Source organism: Streptococcus dentasini (assembly GCF_053206945.1).
On sequence record NZ_JBRUHS010000007.1, the window covers coordinates 25,936 to 44,809 of the forward strand.

At 41.8% G+C, this 18,874-nt stretch carries 16 protein-coding genes; 6 read left to right on the plus strand and 10 right to left on the minus strand.

The features are described from left to right. Window positions 1-65: 65 nt before the first annotated feature. A complete protein-coding gene (locus ACVR1G_RS06420; protein WP_447452365.1) occupies window positions 66-530 on the minus strand; it encodes an 8-oxo-dGTP diphosphatase in 465 nt (154 codons plus the stop codon). A 12-nt stretch (window positions 531-542) separates the two neighbouring features. Continuing rightward, complete coding sequence (locus ACVR1G_RS06425; protein WP_447452366.1) at window positions 543-1,268, minus strand: DUF554 domain-containing protein; 726 nt, start codon at window positions 1,266-1,268, stop codon at window positions 543-545. 322 nt (window positions 1,269-1,590) lie between these two features. Here ACVR1G_RS06425 and ACVR1G_RS06430 point away from each other — a divergent pair, with 322 nt between their 5' ends. Next, window positions 1,591-2,193, plus strand: coding sequence for a class I SAM-dependent methyltransferase (locus tag ACVR1G_RS06430; RefSeq protein ID WP_447452367.1), 603 nt, complete (start codon window positions 1,591-1,593; stop codon window positions 2,191-2,193). A gap of 55 nt (window positions 2,194-2,248) precedes the next feature. On the opposite strand, the gene uvrB is transcribed toward ACVR1G_RS06430, so the two are convergent. Beyond that, the gene (gene uvrB, locus ACVR1G_RS06435) at window positions 2,249-4,240 is read right to left on the minus strand and encodes an excinuclease ABC subunit UvrB (RefSeq protein ID WP_447452368.1); all 1,992 of its coding nucleotides are present in this window, start codon (window positions 4,238-4,240) and stop codon (window positions 2,249-2,251) included. Window positions 4,241-4,421: 181 nt separating this feature from the next. Between uvrB and ACVR1G_RS06440 the strand changes: the two genes are divergently transcribed. Together ACVR1G_RS06440 and ACVR1G_RS06445 are read left to right on the plus strand one after the other, a co-directional pair. Next, window positions 4,422-6,614, plus strand: a complete 2,193-nt coding sequence (locus ACVR1G_RS06440; RefSeq protein WP_447452369.1) for an ABC transporter substrate-binding protein/permease — start codon at window positions 4,422-4,424, stop codon at window positions 6,612-6,614. Then, window positions 6,614-7,354, plus strand: a complete 741-nt coding sequence (locus ACVR1G_RS06445) for an amino acid ABC transporter ATP-binding protein (RefSeq protein WP_447452370.1) — start codon at window positions 6,614-6,616, stop codon at window positions 7,352-7,354. The genes ACVR1G_RS06440 and ACVR1G_RS06445 overlap by 1 nt, the downstream gene beginning before the upstream one ends. A 76-nt stretch (window positions 7,355-7,430) precedes the next feature. Here ACVR1G_RS06445 and ACVR1G_RS06450 read toward each other — a convergent pair whose 3' ends face one another. Further along, complete coding sequence (locus ACVR1G_RS06450) at window positions 7,431-8,219, minus strand: carbonic anhydrase (RefSeq protein WP_447452439.1); 789 nt, start codon at window positions 8,217-8,219, stop codon at window positions 7,431-7,433. A 534-nt stretch (window positions 8,220-8,753) separates the two neighbouring features. On the opposite strand from ACVR1G_RS06450, the gene ACVR1G_RS06455 reads away from it, so the two are divergent. After that, window positions 8,754-10,259 carry an ATP-binding cassette domain-containing protein gene (locus tag ACVR1G_RS06455; protein WP_447452371.1) on the plus strand — a complete coding sequence of 502 codons (1,506 nt, stop codon included), beginning with the start codon at window positions 8,754-8,756 and terminating at the stop codon, window positions 10,257-10,259. A gap of 416 nt (window positions 10,260-10,675) precedes the next feature. Here the strand turns inward: ACVR1G_RS06455 and ACVR1G_RS06460 are convergent, their stop codons facing one another. The 6 genes from ACVR1G_RS06460 to cdaA all read right to left on the minus strand — a co-directional run bounded on the left by ACVR1G_RS06460 (window position 10,676) and on the right by cdaA (window position 16,463). Continuing rightward, a complete protein-coding gene (locus ACVR1G_RS06460) occupies window positions 10,676-10,858 on the minus strand; it encodes a hypothetical protein (RefSeq protein WP_447452372.1) in 183 nt (60 codons plus the stop codon). A 144-nt stretch (window positions 10,859-11,002) separates the two neighbouring features. Next, a complete protein-coding gene (gene obgE, locus ACVR1G_RS06465; protein ID WP_447452373.1) occupies window positions 11,003-12,316 on the minus strand; it encodes a GTPase ObgE in 1,314 nt (437 codons plus the stop codon). Window positions 12,317-12,641: 325 nt separating this feature from the next. Continuing rightward, entirely contained in the window at window positions 12,642-12,770 is a 129-nt protein-coding gene (locus ACVR1G_RS06470; RefSeq protein WP_447452374.1) for a DUF4044 domain-containing protein, read from the minus strand. A 447-nt stretch (window positions 12,771-13,217) separates the two neighbouring features. Continuing rightward, a complete protein-coding gene (gene glmM, locus ACVR1G_RS06475) occupies window positions 13,218-14,576 on the minus strand; it encodes a phosphoglucosamine mutase (RefSeq protein WP_447452375.1) in 1,359 nt (452 codons plus the stop codon). A gap of 53 nt (window positions 14,577-14,629) precedes the next feature. Continuing rightward, complete coding sequence (locus tag ACVR1G_RS06480; protein ID WP_447452376.1) at window positions 14,630-15,616, minus strand: CdaR family protein; 987 nt, start codon at window positions 15,614-15,616, stop codon at window positions 14,630-14,632. Next, window positions 15,606-16,463, minus strand: coding sequence for a diadenylate cyclase CdaA (cdaA, locus tag ACVR1G_RS06485; RefSeq protein ID WP_447452377.1), 858 nt, complete (start codon window positions 16,461-16,463; stop codon window positions 15,606-15,608). The genes ACVR1G_RS06480 and cdaA overlap by 11 nt, the downstream gene beginning before the upstream one ends. 113 nt (window positions 16,464-16,576) lie before the next feature. On the opposite strand from cdaA, the gene murT reads away from it, so the two are divergent. Further along, window positions 16,577-17,920, plus strand: coding sequence for a lipid II isoglutaminyl synthase subunit MurT (murT, locus tag ACVR1G_RS06490; RefSeq protein ID WP_447452378.1), 1,344 nt, complete (start codon window positions 16,577-16,579; stop codon window positions 17,918-17,920). Next, on the plus strand, window positions 17,920-18,708 hold the full coding sequence (gene gatD / locus ACVR1G_RS06495) for a lipid II isoglutaminyl synthase subunit GatD (protein WP_447452379.1): 789 nt from the start codon (window positions 17,920-17,922) through the stop codon (window positions 18,706-18,708). Before murT ends, gatD begins: the two co-directional genes overlap by 1 nt. Window positions 18,709-18,874: the final 166 nt, after the last annotated feature.

The following is an 18,874-nucleotide window of genomic DNA, read 5'->3' on the forward strand; positions in this document are numbered from 1 at the left end:
AATTTATTTTTATACTATTTTAGATTATAAAAATACATCTGTCAAGCCGAGATCGGATAGATGCTTCAATAAAAATTTTTACGACGATTGCCGTCTTCTTGATCCTCATAGACGTACTCCGACAATCTATCTTCATCAAAAACACGTAAAAGGTTAAGCATATCGTAGGCTAAATCCATGTGCGGCAGGTCTTTACGATTGACCCATTTAACTTCTCCCTCCTCTAATGAACGTAGTTCCCCTGAATAGAAAGAAGCCTTGTAGAGAAAAACCAGATAACGGATGCCTTCATTTGTATACCAGTGCTTCATCCCCACTAATTGAGGATGCTGGATGGTCAGACCAGTCTCTTCAAAAATCTCACGGACAACAGCATCGTGAAGGGACTCTCTTACTTCGACGTGTCCGCCCGGCAGAGCTACCCCAGACCAAGAATATCGCTCAGGATCGCGAAATTGCATGACAATATTTCCCTTACCGTCCTCAATCAAACACATATTAGTTAAAATAACTTCCTGACTGCGTGCCATGACTTTGCCTCCTTACAGTAATGGTAAAATCCAACTGACCCAACCCCAACTAATAGGCATAACCAGCAGCATAGCTGGAATCATATCAGCCGTTGGGAACATCTTGACTTGAATAATTCGGAAACCTGTTGCCACCATGAGAAAACCACCACAAGCTGTAAAGTCACCAATAATTTCCTGTGTTGTCAAGGGAACAATAATGCCCGCTAAATAATAAAGAATCGTAAAAATAAGAAATTGAGGCAAAGCAATAGCGGCAACGACATACCCCAGATTACAGGCAAAGATAGCTGCTGTGAAAAAATCCAGAATCGATTTAGAAATCAAAATACTGGCGTCACCAGTCATCCCATTGACCAAACTACCGTAAATACCAGTTCCACTGGCACAAAAAAGAACAATAACTGTTACCAGATCAGCTAAAAAACGTTCTTTAGGCAAATCAGACTTGGAAGGAAAAATTTTCGACATTCCCTTCTCTAAAAAGAGGCCCCCTCGGTTAATCCATTTGTCAAAATCAAGCACAAGCCCCACAATGGTTCCTAGTACAACCGCAAAGACAACAGCAGGCATATAGGACATTTTGGTAATGGAAGCAATTCCCATTCCCATAGAACACACACCAAAAATCATGTTCATCTTACCCTTAAAATCATCATCCAAATGATGACCGAACGAGCCACCCAAAAGGCCGCCCAAGATGATAGAGAGACTATTTACGATAACGCCTAAAGGCATATCAACACTTCCTTTTTAGCTTTAATTAAATCTTATTTTAGCACGACCAAGGACAAAAATAAAGATAACTAAGCCGTCACATTTCTATCAAAGCTACATTTACCAATTCACACTAGCCGTTTTTTCGATTCGTCAAAGCCTTTTTCGACCAATAAATTAGCTCTGAAGACATAACCTATTTTCAATCTGCCTTATCTACTCATATTGCTACTGATTTTTACTCTCCAATATTCCTAAGAATTGCACAAAATCCCTGCCAAGCACCGGACCACTAACTAATGAACATTGACTTTAGCAGAAAAATCGCTATAATAAAGCCATCATGTCTACTCTTATCAATTATTTAATTACGCAATCGAAAAAACCTTCTGGCTTTGTTGGCCGTATTCTCACTAAAATCTGGTCCTCTTATTTTCAAAAATTGAGTCTGTGGACCCTCGATTTAACAGATATTCCACAAAAAGCTGCCATTCTGGATATTGGTTTTGGCGGTGGGAGTAACATCAAAACGATAGCCAGCCTAGCTAAAAAATCAACTATCTACGGCATCGATGCTTCTAAAGAAGCCTATAAGCAAGCCAGCAAAGTCAACCAGCACCTTATCCAAAAAGGCCAGGTTCAGCTCAGCCTAGCTGATGTCGCTGTACTTCCTTTTTCAAATCAAAGTTTTGATCTCATTGTGGCAACACAGACCCACATCTATTGGGATGAACTCACTAAAGGTCTGGCAGAATGCGCACGTGTTTTAAGGAAAGACGGGCAGCTCCTTATCAGCAGCGAAAAGGACAAAATTAATTACCATTTACCTGCCTACAGTGATCCAAACGATTTTGTTGCTCTACTAAACCAACAAGGTTTTACCAAAATTACTATCAAAGATACTCCATCTTATATCGGTTTTATTTGTCAGAAAAAACAGAGCTAGCCTTGTGCATTAGCCCTGTTTTTATTACTTTTTTAAAGGGAGACAAACAATCTTCTTAATCCATAGCCTTCAGCTCCAGTACCATATCACGGATCTGAGCGGCCAGTTCGAAGTCAAGCAGCTCGGCAGCTTCCTGCATTTCCTTTTGGAGCTTCTTGATGGTCTCTTGACGTTCTTTCTTGGACATGGTCGATACATCCATCTCCTCTGCTACTTGTGTTTCTTCATTGGTCTTAGTAATAGCAATAAGGTCCCTAATTTCCTTTTTGATCGTTTGCGGAACAATACCGTGCTCTTCATTGTAGGCCATTTGAATTTGTCGGCGACGGGCGGTTTCATCCATTGCCTTTTGCATAGACTCTGTCACCGTATCGGCATACATGATAACATGACCCTGGCTATTACGGGCAGCACGACCAATGGTCTGGATGAGACCACGTTCATTGCGCAAGAAGCCTTCCTTGTCAGCATCCAAAATAGCAATCAAACTGACCTCAGGCACATCAATTCCTTCACGCAGGAGATTGATCCCAATGAGCACATCAAAGACTCCTAGGCGCAAATCACGAATAATCTCCGTCCGCTCCAGCGTCTTGATATCGCTGTGCATATACTTAACCTTGACTCCCATCTCTTTGAGATAGTCGGTCAGGTCCTCTGCCATCTTTTTAGTGAGAGTCGTGATAAAGGTACGTTCCCCTTTTTCGGCACGAATGGTAATTTCACCCAGCAGGTCATCCATCTGCCCCATAGTAGGACGAACTTCAACCTCGGGGTCTAGGAGTCCTGTCGGACGAATAATCTGCTCTATCACTGTGTCAGTCTGTTCCATCTCATAGTCACCCGGGGTGGCAGATACGTAGACAATCTGGTGAACATGACTTTCAAATTCCTCACGGCGTAAAGGGCGATTGTCCAGAGCACTAGGGAGACGGAAACCATAATTAACCAACATCTCCTTGCGGGAACGGTCACCATTGTACATACCCTTGATCTGTCCCATTGTCATGTGGCTTTCATCAATCATGATGAGGAAATCCTCTGGGAAGAAATCCAACAAGGTATAAGGCGGCTCTCCTTCACTGCGCCCATCCATGTGACGGGAATAGTTTTCAACACCATTAGTGTAGCCCATCTCACGCAACATCTCAATATCATAGTCTGTCCGCTGTTTGAGGCGCTGAGCTTCCAGAAGCTTGCCTTCGGATTCAAAGAGCTGCAACTGCTGCTCCAGTTCGGCTTGGATTTTACGGATAGCAGTCTCCATGTGTTCCTCATTGGTCATAAAGTGAGTAGCTGGGAAGATCGCCAGATGGTCTACTTCACCAATATTATGACCCGTTAAAGCGTCAATCTCACGGATGCGGTCGATCTCATCTCCAAAAAATTCAACCCGAAAGGCATGCTGGTCACGGCTGGCTGGGAAGACCTCAACCACATCGCCCCGAACTCGGAAGCGCCCCCGTTGGAAATCAATGTCATTGCGTTCAAATTGAATATCAACCAAATCATTGAGCAGCTGATCGCGTGAGATTTCTTGACCTGGCCGTAGACTGACCACACTATCTGAATATTCTTTTGGCGAACCTAAACCGTAGATACAGCTTACAGAGGCTACAACGATAACATCGTTGCGCTCCAAAAGTGCTGATGTAGCCGAGTGGCGAAGCTTATCAATTTCATCATTGACCGAGCTATCCTTTTCAATATAGGTATCGGACGAAGGGACGTAAGCCTCCGGCTGGTAATAATCATAGTAAGAGACGAAGTACTCCACAGCATTGTCAGGGAAAAACTCCTTAAATTCCCCATAGAGCTGACCCGCTAAGGTCTTGTTATGAGCGATAACTAGGGTTGGCTTGTTGACCTTGCTGATGACTTGGCTCATGGTATAGGTCTTTCCTGTCCCTGTTGCACCTAGTAATATTTGAGCCTTCTCACCACCCTCAATATTATCGACCAGCTGCTCAATAGCTTGCGGTTGGTCGCCAGATGGTTGGTATTTTGATACTAGTTTAAACTGATGATTTTCGGTTCTATCAATCATAACATTCTTCTTTTCTAATATATTTTCAACTACTATTTTAGCACAGTTCAACAGCTCAAATCCAATTATTAGATAGCAAGCTTATGTTAGGTTTTCTGACACAAGTTCGACAAAAATTTGCCTAGCCCCCTATTTTCTGGTAGAATGAAGGTGTATCTTACTATCATATAAGGAGACAATCATGAAGAATAAACTGCTGACACTCCTTCTGAGTGTTCTGTCAGTCTTCTTTATTTTCAGTGAGCCGGTTAAAGCTGACGATAAGATTTCAATTGTGTCGGATACAGCTTATGCTCCCTTTGAATTTAAAGATTCTGACCAAACTTACAAAGGAATTGATGTTGATATCATCAAGGAAGTTGCCAAACGCTCAGGCTGGGACTACAAACAGACCTATCCTGGTTTTGATGCAGCCGTCAATGCCGTTCAATCTGGTCAGGCTGATGCCCTTATGGCAGGAACAACTGTGACCGATGCGCGTAAAAAGGTCTTTAAATTCTCAGACACTTACTATGACACATCGATTGTTGTCTATACTAAATCGGGAACAACTGGTATTTCTTCTTATGACCAGTTAAAGGGAAAAACAGTCGGTGTTAAAAACGGAACAGCCGCCCAAACCTGGTTGGATGAGCACGCCAATCAATACGGTTACACCGTTAAAACCTTTGATACTAGCGATCTGATGAATAACAGCCTAGATCAAGGGACTGTTGATGCTGCTATGGATGATAAACCTGTTGTCCAATTTGCTATTAAGCAAGGCAAGCAATACGACATGAATATGGAAGGTGAGTCGGTCGGCAGTTTTGCTTTTGCTGTTAAAAAAGGCAGTAAAAAGGCCTACTTAATTGATGATTTCAACAAAGCACTCGCAGCCATGAAAAAAGATGGCACCTATGACAAAATCATGAAAAAATGGTTGGAAGACACCGTTAATGAAAATTCAACGACGCCTTCTTCAAAGCTTGACTTAACTGGTGATGCTAGCCAAAAAGCGACACCGGTAAAAAATACTTACACCATCGTTCTCGATTCCTCTTTTGCTCCATTTGAATATCAAAACGGCGCTGGTAAGTACACTGGTATCGATGTCGAATTAATTAAAGCCATCGCTAAGCAGCAAGGTTTCAAGGTAAAACTGCAATATCCAGGTTTTGACGCTGCCCTCAATGCTGTTCAATCCAGCCAAGCTGACGCTGTGATAGCAGGGATGACTATTACTGATGAACGTAAAAATACCTTTGATTTCTCGGATGCCTATTACTCCGCTAACATTACCGTTGCGGTGCCTTCAAAATCTAAGATTAACCAATACACCGACCTGAAAGGGCAAACGGTTGGTGCCAAAAAGGGAACGGCCTCTTATGACTGGCTGACTCAACATGCTGATCAATACGGCTTCAAGGTCCGCGCCTATGACGATGGCTCTACCTTATATGACAGCCTGCAAAACGGTTCTGTTAACGCTATTATGGACGACGAAGCTGTCCTTAAGTATGCTATCAAACAAGGTCGTAAATTCAAAACTCCAATCAAAGGTGAGGCATCAGGAGATATTGGATTTGCAGTTAAGAAAGGCTCTAACCCTGAATTAGTCCAAATGTTCAACAACGGCCTGGCAGCCTTGGTTAAGTCGGGCAAATACGATAAGATTGTCAACAAATACTTAGCAACGGATAAAAGTAAGAAAAAATCAGCGGATGAAACAACTATCGTCGGTTTGATTCAAAACAACTACAAGCAGTTGCTAACTGGTTTATGGATTACCGTTGGTTTGACCCTCCTATCGTTTGCTATTGCTATGCTCATTGGGGTCATCTTTGGTATGATGGCTGTTGCTCCAAGTAAAACTCTTCGAACTATCGCCCAAGTCTTTGTCGATGTTGTCCGCGGTATTCCTCTTATGATTGTAGCAGCTTTTATCTACTGGGGTATTCCAAATCTAATCGAATCTATTACAGGACAGCAGTCTCCTATTAATGATTTCGTTGCCGCTACAATCGCTCTGTCTCTCAACGGCGGTGCTTACATTGCTGAAATTGTCCGCGGCGGTATCGAAGCCGTACCTAAAGGTCAGATGGAAGCCAGTCGCAGTCTGGGTATTCCTTACCGCACCACTATGCGCAAGGTTATTTTGCCTCAAGCTGTGCGCGTCATGCTACCTAACTTTATCAATCAATTCGTCATCTCACTCAAAGATACCACTATCGTATCGGCTATCGGTCTGGTAGAACTTTTCCAAACAGGTAAGATTATCATTGCCCGCAATTATCAATCCTTCCGAATGTACGCAATTTTAGCTCTTATCTACCTGGTTATCATTACCCTATTGACCCGCTTGGCAAAACGATTAGAAAGGAAGCTTAAATAATGGCAGACTTGAAAATTGATGTGCAGGATCTCCATAAATCTTATGGTGAAAACGAAGTATTAAAGGGAATTTCTGCCCAATTCAAGGAGGGTGATGTTGTTTGTATTATCGGTCCTTCTGGTTCTGGAAAATCAACTTTCCTGAGAACACTGAATCTTTTAGAATCCATTACAAGCGGTCGGGTCTTTGTAGATGGCTATGAACTATCTGACCCTAAAACTAATGTCGATAAGGTACGCGAAAATATCGGCATGGTCTTCCAACACTTTAACCTTTTTCCACATATGACTGTTCTGGACAATATTACTTTTGCTCCTATAGAACTAGGAAAAATGTCCAAGGAAGAGGCCGAAAAAGTCGGTATAGATTTACTAGAAAAGGTTGGCTTATCAGATAAGCGCGACGTCAGTCCTGAAAGCCTTTCAGGAGGGCAAAAGCAGCGTGTTGCTATCGCTCGCAGTCTAGCTATGAATCCTGACATTATGCTTTTTGATGAACCAACATCAGCCCTCGACCCTGAAATGGTCGGCGATGTTCTCAATGTTATGCGAGACTTAGCTGAGCAAGGAATGACCATGCTGATTGTCACCCACGAAATGGGCTTTGCCCGCAAGGTAGCCAACCGAGTTATTTTTACCGATGGCGGTCAGTTCCTCGAAGACGGTTCACCAGAGCAAATCTTTGATAATCCTCAGCATCCCCGCCTCAAAGAATTTTTAGACAAGGTGTTGAATGCCTGACTCTCAAAAAGAACCTGCGACGCTGTCTCAGGTTCTTTTTTCAGGGGAAATTGCAAAATATCAGCTACTAGTATGACTATTCCTTGATCTCACGTCCATTTAAATCTTGAATTGGCCTGTTGTTATCAAAACCAATAGTTTTAGAAAATTTATTCACTTGCTTTTTACTGATAGTTTCTGGTGTTTTAAAAACAATCCAGTTAACACCTTCGGTGCAGGGAGGAGTTGTTAAAGAACCTTCAAAATTATAATAATCTAAGCTTTTAGGAAAGAGTTTGTTCACAGTAATTGCCTTGGATAATTTACTTGGCTTATTGACAGCTTTAGGTAGCTTTTTCCAAATTTTCTTTAATTTTCCATTTTCCTTACCATACTGATAAAGGACTGAAATAACGGTAATTTCACCATCTTTAGTTTTATAAACAAAATGCCCCTCTAAAGGATAAGAACGCCCATTTATTTCATTTTCACCTGGTGCATGGAAATGAAATTGTTCAAGTGTGTAAGTTTTACCTTCAAAAGTTAGGGTGTTTTGGGGTTCTTTGAAACTAACTTCAATAGTATGGCCGTTGTTTTCAATAGTAGCTTTAGATGCCTTACTATGCAAATCAAGAGCAGGTAAATCAACATCGGTAGCACCTGTAATATTAATTGGAGATTGCATTTGACCGTTTCCTTGGTAATCTTCCGTTACCTCCCCCCAATGCTCTGGGGAAGTGCTTCCCGTATATCCCCACTGCTGATGGCCATGAGCATGGACTTGTCCATCTAGAGCTAAAACCGTTAAAACTAGGGAACATAAAACTGTAAGCAACACTAAGTAGTTTCTTTTCATCCTTCTTGACTCCTCACTATGATTATAAATAACCGCTTCAATTCCATTAAATTCCATTTTTGCTACTGCCTATTCATAGAGCCTCACCTCTCTACAACTATATCTATAGTAGTTTTTCATATTAATGCCCTACGATAGAATATCATACTCCAAAAATCATAAAAATCTGTTAAATTTCTGATAATTTCCCTAAAAATAGAACTTCCGTCTCATCATTGGGGTGCAGTACCATGTCAAGGCGTTTTTCGTATTTCCAAGATTAATAATCTTCTTCTACTCCTTGTCCTACCAAAACTTTATGGTATAATAAAAACAAATAAGACGGAGGTAAGGGTGCATTGAACAATTAATTTTCTTCTCATTTGATTTCAATTCTTTACGGTTATTGCTTGATGCCGGTTCGTTTAGAATTGAAATCACCAAAGTGATGGTATCCTTAAACCAGAAGAAAATTTTTGTGTGCACTGATTCCGATACTTGACTAGTTTCTGGTCTTTTTGTGCAACCAAACAAGTTCTACTGGATAAGGTAGACTTGTTTTTTAATCCTTGTACGGAGGCCTTTATGCTACAAATACAAAATTTAACCATTATCCAAGAAAAAGATTGGCATACTCTGATTGAAAAATTAACGATGACCATCAATGCCGGTGACAAGGTGGCAATTATCGGGGAAGAAGGCACTGGCAAATCAACTCTGCTCCAATACATCTATTCGCCTGAGCTCATTGCAAATTATGCCAACGTATCAGGACAGATCGTCAATCACTTCTGTGCCATGGGCTACTTGCCTCAAACCTTACCTCAGGAAGACAATCCATTATCTATTAGGGACTACCTCTACAAAGACATAAACTATGACTTATTCGACTTCCACCTGCTTTATCAATTCGCGGCAACCCTGCACTTTGACAGTCAGCGTTTTGAGGACGACAAACAGACGGTCGGACAACTTTCAGGTGGTGAAAAAATCAAACTCCAGCTCTTAAAAATTCTAGCCCATCAACCCGACCTGCTCTTGCTGGATGAACCGTCTAGCGATTTAGATATAGAAACCTTGACTTGGTTGGAACATTTTATCGCCCAAAACCCCTTGACGATTCTTTTTATCTCCCACGATGAACAATTGCTCAGCAAGACTGCGACCCATATCATTCACTTGGAGCAAATCAAAAAAGGAAGTCAAGCTCAATCGACCAGCTCTGCTCTTGATTACAAAACTTACAAAAACAACCGTCAGGAAGCACGGATGAAGCAGGAAAAAATAGCACGAAAAGAGCGCGAGAAGCAACAAGAACGCTTAGAAAAACTCAATCGTACCAAGTCTGCGGTACGACACGACCTAACAGTCACAAAGAATGACGTCCAAGGACGCCTGCTTTCTAAAAAAATGAAGAACCTGCTATCACGGGAAAAACGTTTTAACCGAGAAGCAGAAAACTTCACTGAATTACCTGACAACCCCGATACAATTGGTCTCTTCTTTGCAGATATTGAGCCTCTGCCAACTCAGAAAGTACTTCTAGCCTATCACGCAGAAAAGCTAATCACAGGCCAAGTCATTGACCTAGTCATCAAAGGCCAAGAGAAAATCGCTCTCATCGGTCGCAATGGGATTGGCAAGACCATGCTCATCCGAAAAATCTATCAGGATTTGATGACTAAGACTGGCATTTCTGTTGGCTATCTACCCCAAGAATACACAGAAACGATTGACCAAAACCAGACAGCCCTAAACTTCCTCAGTCAAACCGACCGTGAAGAGGAAGCACGCACACTGCTAGCCAGTCTCAAATTCAATCGCAAAGAAATTCTCCATCCTATCAGTGAGTTATCAGGCGGACAAAAAGCCAAGCTTTTCTTGGCAAAGATGGTCTTTGAACGCAATAACGTCCTGCTCCTTGATGAACCAACCCGACACTTCTCTCCTACTTCCCAACCAGAAATCAGACGACTTCTTACAGACTATCCCGGTGCTATCGTCAGCATCTCGCATGACCGCACTTTTATTGAGCAAGTAACCCAGACGACTTATCAACTAACCAAAGATAAACTTATCCGGCAAAAATAATGGAGAGCATGGGCCACAAGCTCAGCCGTAATCAAAAAACGAACAATGTTAGAATTTTAATCATGTGAAATTCATCATTGTTCGTTTTATAGTTTATGACTGGTAGAATGAGAGTTGATCATAAAGAATTTCTAAAAAGAAAAACTTTGCTTACCGACTCTCTCAAAAATACCAGCAAGAGGAAGGAAAAAACGTTCAGTCTTGTGTTATTTTAGACAGTACAGTTTGTTTACCGCAGTAGTTAAGAGCTTTAGCATCGACCCATTGCTAATTGAATTCTTATCTTGGAGTATAGGCCTATTTTCAAGTACTCTCTTAAACAAATCCACTAAGGTTTAACTACCATGCAAGTGATAGCGGTCAACCACTGCTCCTAGAGTTTATTCCAAAAGAGGAATACTGGACGAGTTTTTACCCTACTCTCTATCTTCTTTATTTTTAGCAGCCCGATCCGCATCCTTCTTTTCTCGCTCTAAGCGTAGCTTACGGTTGGGGTTAAGCTTGTTAAATAATTCTTCTAACTTTTCAGCATTCCAGACATCAGCTGCGGAAACAAAATTGCCATCCTTATCTTTAAATGATATTGGTTTATCTCCCATAAAAATACCTCACGTGTTTGAATTAGTAAATAACCAGACTAAAGCGGCCTATTTAATACACAGTCTTCACCGCACTCTCTATCTAAAAGGTTACGGCGTAAGAAAAACGATTCGCTTTTCGAGCTAGCAAGGTCCCAAGAGAAATTAATCCACAAATTCAAATTCAAAATTGCCAATACGAACCAGATCACCATCTTTAGCACCGCGCTCACGCAAAGCCTGGTCAACACCCATACCGCGCAATTGGCGAGCGAATTTCATAAGAGATTCGTCACGCTCTAAATTGGTCATGACAAAGAGTTTTTCCAGTTTAGCCCCGGACAAGACCCAAGTCGCGTCATCGTCACGCGAGATTTCAAATGGCTGTTCGTCAGATTCAAAGTCATAGTAGGCTTCTTCTTGTTCCATATCTTCTTCGCTATAGAGCAAGAACTCATCCGTTTGATCCAGCAGTTCTGCCGTCGCTTCCAATAGATTTTCCAAGCCTTGATGAGCCAAACTTGAAATTGGAAAAATCATTGGTAACTCGTCAAATTCATCGTAATTAGCAGCAAGTTTTTCCTTAAAAATTTTGAGATTTTCCTGTGCTTCAGGCATATCCATCTTGTTAGCTACAATAATCTGCGGACGCTCCATAAGGCGAAGATTATAGGTTTCCAACTCATTATTAATAGAAAGGTAATCTTCATAAGGATCACGTCCTTCAGAAGCAGACATATCAATCACATGCAGGATAACGCGGGTACGCTCAATGTGACGGAGGAACTGAGTTCCAAGTCCAACACCTTGACTGGCCCCTTCAATAAGACCAGGTAGATCTGCCATAGCAAAGCTCTCACCCGATTTAGTACGTACCATCCCAAGATTAGGCACAATAGTTGTAAAGTGGTAGGCTCCTATTTTAGGCTTAGCTGCTGTCACTACGCTAAGCAAGGTTGACTTCCCAACCGAAGGAAAACCGACCAATCCAACATCGGCAAGAATTTTCAGCTCTAACTGCAGCTCACGTTCTTCTCCTGGTTCCCCATTTTCAGAGATTTCCGGTGCCGGATTGCGCGGTGTTGCAAAACGGATATTTCCACGTCCACCGCGGCCACCTCTAGCAACCACGAATTCTTGACCATTCTCAACTAAATCAGTCAGAATCTTGCCAGTTTCAGCATCGCGCACCGTTGTACCGGGGGGAATAGCAACAATGAGGTCCTCGGCACCACGTCCGTGCATGCCCTTGGTCATCCCCTTCTCCCCATTTTTAGCCTTGAACTTACGATTATAACGAAAATCCATCAGAGTGCGCAAACCTTCATCGACCTTAAAGATGACCGATCCACCCTTGCCGCCATCACCGCCCCACGGTCCACCGTTAGGGACATATTTCTCACGGCGAAAAGCCACCATACCATCACCGCCACGACCGGCTTTGACGCTGATCTTAGCTGTATCCAAAAACATACTCATTCAAATTAGTTCCTATCCTGTAAATTCTAAAAAAGAGTGGGACAGACAGCTGACTCTGCTCCCAATTATCTCTGAACATGGCCTAATCGGCTGTTCGAGGTACGCTCAGCACAAAGGGCTAAATAGACCTTTCCTCTTTTTATTTTCAACCTCAACAAATCCATCGGATTAACTTTAGTTGCTCACTAGACAAACGCTATTTCAACTTTTCAGCAAACCGTAGAGAATCTCATCACTGTCTTTGGATCACTACCGCTATTAGTATTAGCGCCGGCAAAATTTAAGGCCAGAACATCTTTGTCCCAGCCCCTTAACGTTTAACGCCTTAGAAAATAGCAGCTAATGCTCCTAAAACAATAGCAGCGACCGTTACAATGATCATGATCAGCATAACAAAGCGCGTTAAATGTTCAAATCCTGTCTTCTTTCGTGAGCCATTATCTCCAAAAGCCATACTTTTCTACCTCTTTATTACATTATTCTTACTTATCTTATCATGATTACTGAGATTAAGCAACTCAAGACCTCTTTTACAAAAGCTCCATGTACCTCTACTGCAATCATCTTTGTTGGAGTTGCTATATACAAAATCTACTGCTCACACCAACGAGAAGCATTGTCTGCTAACTGGGAGATCACCACAAAAACTGTCTAGCTGTCACAATGATCTTGCTAGGAGATCTGAGGAGCTAACCTGACTATCCATGACCACAAAGGCCATCTGGCATATTCGGCATTTCATCAAAAAAGCAAGGATTATGAAAAAAGTGAGACAAAAATCAGTAAATCATGATGGAGTCACAATTTTGATTTTCTTCGTTCTCCCATTTTCAGACGCCAATCTGGTAAACCTAGAATATGCTAAAGAGTCTGGAACTTTTGTCTCAGACTCTTTAAATCACTAAACTTCATCTATGCCAATTTCCTGACGGACAACATTGGCAATACTGTCAACATAATAATCAACCGCTTCTTTCGTCGGTGCTTCTGCCATCACACGAAGGAGAGGTTCCGTGCCGCTTGGACGCACTAAGATACGACCATTACCTGCCATCTCAGCTTCCATCTTTTCAATAACCTCAGCAATGACCGGTACTTCCATAGCCTTCTCTTTCATGTTGTTATCTACACGAATATTAACTAACTTTTGCGGATAGATCCTAACCTCAGCAGCCAATTCTGACAGGGTTTTCCCTGACTCCTTCAAAATTTTAACCAGCTGAATGGCTGTCAGTTGACCATCTCCTGTCGTATTATAATCCATAATGATGACGTGACCAGATTGTTCACCACCTAGATTATAACCTTTGTTACGCATCTCTTCGACCACGTAGCGGTCGCCAACAGCCGTTACCGCCTTGTGCATCCCTGCTTCTTCCAAAGCCTTATGGAGACCAAGATTAGACATAACTGTCGTTACAATCGTATTCTGCGCTAATTTTCCTTGCTCTGATAGGTACTTACCTATGATGAACATGATGCGGTCTCCATCAACAATATCACCGTTTTCATCAACCGCAATCAAACGGTCACTATCTCCATCAAAAGCTAGGCCGATAGCTGCGCCTGTTTCTTTGACAGTTTCCTGTAACCGCTCTGGGTGAGTGGAGCCTACGCCGTCATTGATATTAAGGCCATCTGGACTCTCACCGATAACAGTAATCTCTGCATTTAGATCTAAAAAGACATCACGCGCTGAAACTGAAGCAGCCCCATTAGCCGTATCAAGAGCAACCCTCATACCTTCTAAATCACTGCCGGTTTCTATCAGGAACTTCTCATACTTGCGCAACCCTTCAGGATAATCGACCAAGGTTCCTAAGCCTTGTGCTGACGGTCGAGGTAAGGTATCTTCTGTTGCATCCAGCAGCGCTTCAATCTCAGCTTCTCGGTCATCGTCCAGTTTAAAACCATCACCGCCAAAAAACTTAATTCCATTATCAAAAGCAGGATTATGGCTGGCTGAAATCATAACACCAGCACTGGCCTTCTCAGTTCGAACCAAATAAGATACACCTGGAGTCGCCAAAACACCCAATTTATAAACTTCGATGCCAACTGACAGTAAACCTGCAATCAGGGCGGATTCCAACATTTCACCTGAAATGCGAGTATCACGTGCTACAAAGACACGCGGACGCTCTGACTCATGCTGACTGAGCACATAGCCACCAAAACGACCCAGTTTAAAAGCTAATTCTGGAGTTAATTCGACATTTGCTTCCCCACGGACACCGTCCGTTCCAAAATAGTTTCCCATAGTATTCACTAGTGCTAGGCACCTTCCTCCATTCTTAACATTCTTTATTCGACTTATTTCTTAGTCGTGTTGATTTTAACGCTAATCTCGCTTGGATCAACTGTTACACCGTCAGCTGATAACTTTACCTTCTTCGTGGTATTTCCCTTAATATCAGAAATATCGATAAAAGCAGTTAACTCGCTGATGTTGTCAAGCGTCGCTTGATCGCCCTGAATCGTAACTGTTGAAGTATTAGTCGTATAGTTAATATTTGAAAGCGAACTATCCATATTACCAGTGAACTTAATCTTAACAGGTACCTTCTTAGAAATAGGACTAACATCCACAGACATTTCAGCTGTCTCTGGAGCAATAGTTGCTGCCAGGACATTACCATTACTATCGACAGCCTGCAGATTTACCTTACCATTAAAATCAGAAGTCAAGGCAGGTTCATTATCTGGCAGGGTGGCTCTGATATGATCTATCTGGCTAATTGTTGTCTCATTGCTGGTAACCTTGACTTTATTGATATCTAGATCTGTAGATTTAACCCTATAACCTCGAGCTATCTGGTCGTCAGAAATATCAGCTCTCACTTCAAAACTCTTGCTGCTCTTTTTACCAATTGTCACCGTTACCGTATTGGGGGCGATTTTAGCCGTCATTCCAGCAGGAAGATTTTTAACATCCAGTTGAACCTTAGAAGTTCCTTCCCTCAGATTAGTCAAATCAGCTGTAACCTGAAAATTACGGGTTGCCTTATCAGTCTCAGCCGCCAAATTAACCCGATTGGAAGAACTCAGGGTTACATTGACGCCAGAAGCATAGCCTGAAATGTAGTACTCACTGCTATCATACTTAAAATTGATAGGAACATTTTCCAGAGTATTGCTAAAAGTTGATGAAGAATTACCGTTAGCGGTCCCTTTATTTGTCCCATCACCACTAATAACAGTCATAAAAATCAAAGTGGCCAACAACAGAGAAAAAATTCCTGTTCCAATGCGACGAATTGTACTGCGCTTAATATACCACCGAAATGTCTTATTTTTCATATTTGCGCCCCCCTCTCAAACGATTGAGCAGGCTAGTTTTTTCAGGATTAACTTGAACTAGTTTATCTCGCAGAAAGGCTTCCAGCTCTTCCTTGCTTAAATCATGTCGGAATTCTCCTCGATACGTAACAGAAAGACCGCCGGTTTCCTCAGAGACAACCAGAGTTAAGGAGTCCGAGTTTTCCGACAGACCAATAGCAGCCCTGTGCCGAGTCCCAAATTCCTTAGAAATATTACCAGATTCTGACAGGGGCAAATAAGAACAAGCTGTAGCAATTTTATTTCCGCGGATAATGACGGCCCCATCATGTAAAGGTGTGTTAGGAATAAAGATATTAATCAATAACTGACTAGTGACATTCGCATTGAGGGCAATCCCTGTTGCAATATATTCCTGCAGTGTTTGTGTCCCTTCAATTGCGATTAAGGCTCCAATCTTACGCGGACTCATATAGGCAACAGCCTTCATCAAGGCGTCAACGAGCTGTTCATCCTCTGGCATATTGTTAGTCTGAATAAAGGCTTGCGGAGTGCGTCCAAATTTTTCCAGGCCTGTCCGAATTTCAGGGGCAAAGATAACAACAGCTGCGATAACACCATAAGTAATAACTTGGTTCATAATGTAGCTAACGGTCGTCAGTCCAACAATTTGCGCTAGAAAACGCAGGAGCACAAAAAGAACCACCCCTTGCACTAAAGACATGACCTTAGTTCCTGCCAAAGCATTGATAAATTTATAAATTAAGTAAGCAACAATTAAAATATCCAAGATATTGACAACAATGGTCCAAGGACTGTTAAAAATAGATCGCCAAAATTCTGGATCTAAATTAATGACATCGTTCATACATTCCTCTCTCTCATACTTATCTATTGTAAAAAATCAGCACTAACTATTATAGCACTTTTTGAATGGTTTTTCTCTATCATTCCAGCCATTTTTTATGATAAAATATTGTTATGAAATTACAAACATTACTAGGAATTACAGCAGGTAAATCTGCTCATTTTGTTTTAAATAAGATGGGACGAGGGTCAGCTCTCCCTGGTAAAATTGCCCTAAATTTTGACAAACATATCTTAGATGATTTAGCTAAAGATTACGAAATCGTCGTTGTCACAGGAACCAATGGGAAAACCCTGACAACAGCCCTAACGGTTGGCATCCTCAAAGAAGCTTTTGGTCAGGTCGTGACTAATCCCAGCGGTGCTAACATGATTACGGGAATTACGTCAACTTTTTTAACAGCAAAAAAGGCGAAATCTGGCAAAAAGATTGCAGTCCTAGAAATTGACGAGGCCAGTCTGCCAAAAATCACAGACTACATCACCCCCAGTCTCTTTGTCTTTACCAATATCTTTCGCGATCAAATGGATCGCTATGGTGAAATTTACACAACCTACCAGCTGATTCTGGATGGGGCTGCAAAGGCTCCTAAAGCCACTATCTTAGCTAACGGGGATAGCCCCCTCTTCAACTCCAAAGACGTCATCAATCCCTTGAAATTCTATGGTTTTGACACCGGAAAAAGTTCACCAAAGCAAGCTCATTATAATACAGAAGGTATCTTATGCCCAAGATGTCAGCATATCCTAGAATACCGCCTCAATACTTATGCTAACCTAGGTGATTACACCTGTCCAAATTGTGATTTTAAGCGGCCCAAGCTGGATTATACCCTAACAGAATTGACTGATATCACCAACACAAAATCCGAGTTTATCATTGATGGCCAGAATTATAAAATAAATGTTGGTGGTTTATATAATATATACAATGCTTTAGCAGCCGTTTCTGTTGCTGAGTTCTTCGATGTTGCTCCCGATAAAATAAAAACCGGCTTCAACAAGAGTCGAGCTGTTTTTGGGCGTCAAGAAACCTTTAAAATCGGTGACAAAACTTGTACATTGGTCCTAATTAAAAATCCGGTTGGGGCCAGTCAAGCCTTAGAAATGATTAAACTGGCTCCTTATCCTTTCAGTCTATCTGTACTTCTCAATGCTAATTATGCCGATGGAATCGATACCAGCTGGATTTGGGATGCTGACTTTGAAGCGATTCACGATATGGATATCCCTGAAATCAATGCAGGGGGTGTTCGCCATTCAGAAATCGCTCGTCGACTGCGGGTCACTGGTTATCCAGAAGAACAGATTACGCAAGCAGAAAGCCTCAAAGATATCTTGTCTCTAATTGAGAATCAAAAAGAGGAGCATGCTTATATTCTTGCAACCTACACGGCAATGTTGGAATTCCGAGAAATATTAGCCAATCGACATGCAGTTGGAAAGGAGTTGCGTTAATGGTCTACACATCTCTTCAGTCTCCTGACAAGCAAGACTATACCTACGAGCTAAACATTGCTCATCTCTATGGTAATCTTATGAATACTTATGGAGATAACGGTAATGTCCTCATGCTCAAATACGTTGCAGAGAAGTTAGGAGCCAAGGTAACAGTTGATATTGTCTCTCTGGGAGATCAGTTCGATGATAGCTACTATGATCTTGTCTTTTTCGGCGGTGGCCAAGACTACGAGCAATCTATCGTAGCTCACGATCTCCCTAATATCAAGGATGCTATCGCTCACTATATCGAAAACGCTGGTGTAATGCTAGCTATCTGTGGTGGTTTTCAGCTTTTGGGACAATACTACATCCAAGCTAATGGCGAGCGTATCAATGGTATCGGCGTCATGGGCCACTATACACTCAATCAAGAAAATAATCGCTATATCGGCGACATAAAAATTCATAATGAAGAGTTTGATGAAACCTATTATGGTTTTGAAAATCACCAAGGCCGCACCTTCCTGTCAAAGGATGAAAAGCCACTTGGTATGTGTGTCTATGGCAATGGCAATAACCGGGAAGATGGCTCCGAAGGTGTCCACTATAAGAATGTTTTTGGCAGTTATTTTCACGGTCCTATTCTATCGCGCAATGCTAATTTAGCCTACCGTTTAGTGACGACAGCCTTGCACAATAAATACGGAGCTGATATTTCGCTGGCTAGCTATGATGATATCCTCAGCCAAGAAATTCCTGAAGAATATGCAGATATTAAAAGCAAGGCTGAATTCGATAGTTAAAAGGTCCTGATCCTATATTGCCTACCACGCTGAAAATATGGATTTAGGATTAATCATTCCCAAAACTATCTTTGATTTTTCCATTTTTCCCATCATCATGTTTGCTAAATAAAAATCCTTGTCTTCTACTAAAGACAGGGATTTTTACGTCACTAGATACACTATT

What these genes read in the sequence shown, in the direction of transcription:
- ACVR1G_RS06420 (WP_447452365.1), bottom strand. Translation starts at nt 530, where the DNA reads ATGGCACGCAGTCAGGAAGTTATTTTAACTAATATGTGTTTGATTGAG.
- ACVR1G_RS06425 (WP_447452366.1), bottom strand. Translation starts at nt 1,268, where the DNA reads ATGCCTTTAGGCGTTATCGTAAATAGTCTCTCTATCATCTTGGGCGGC.
- ACVR1G_RS06430 (WP_447452367.1), top strand. Translation starts at nt 1,591, where the DNA reads ATGTCTACTCTTATCAATTATTTAATTACGCAATCGAAAAAACCTTCT.
- uvrB (WP_447452368.1), bottom strand. Translation starts at nt 4,240, where the DNA reads ATGATTGATAGAACCGAAAATCATCAGTTTAAACTAGTATCAAAATAC.
- ACVR1G_RS06440 (WP_447452369.1), top strand. Translation starts at nt 4,422, where the DNA reads ATGAAGAATAAACTGCTGACACTCCTTCTGAGTGTTCTGTCAGTCTTC.
- ACVR1G_RS06445 (WP_447452370.1), top strand. Translation starts at nt 6,614, where the DNA reads ATGGCAGACTTGAAAATTGATGTGCAGGATCTCCATAAATCTTATGGT.
- ACVR1G_RS06455 (WP_447452371.1), top strand. Translation starts at nt 8,754, where the DNA reads ATGCTACAAATACAAAATTTAACCATTATCCAAGAAAAAGATTGGCAT.
- ACVR1G_RS06460 (WP_447452372.1), bottom strand. Translation starts at nt 10,858, where the DNA reads ATGGGAGATAAACCAATATCATTTAAAGATAAGGATGGCAATTTTGTT.
- obgE (WP_447452373.1), bottom strand. Translation starts at nt 12,316, where the DNA reads ATGAGTATGTTTTTGGATACAGCTAAGATCAGCGTCAAAGCCGGTCGT.
- ACVR1G_RS06470 (WP_447452374.1), bottom strand. Translation starts at nt 12,770, where the DNA reads ATGGCTTTTGGAGATAATGGCTCACGAAAGAAGACAGGATTTGAACAT.
- glmM (WP_447452375.1), bottom strand. Translation starts at nt 14,576, where the DNA reads ATGGGAAACTATTTTGGAACGGACGGTGTCCGTGGGGAAGCAAATGTC.
- ACVR1G_RS06480 (WP_447452376.1), bottom strand. Translation starts at nt 15,616, where the DNA reads ATGAAAAATAAGACATTTCGGTGGTATATTAAGCGCAGTACAATTCGT.
- cdaA (WP_447452377.1), bottom strand. Translation starts at nt 16,463, where the DNA reads ATGAACGATGTCATTAATTTAGATCCAGAATTTTGGCGATCTATTTTT.
- murT (WP_447452378.1), top strand. Translation starts at nt 16,577, where the DNA reads ATGAAATTACAAACATTACTAGGAATTACAGCAGGTAAATCTGCTCAT.
- gatD (WP_447452379.1), top strand. Translation starts at nt 17,920, where the DNA reads ATGGTCTACACATCTCTTCAGTCTCCTGACAAGCAAGACTATACCTAC.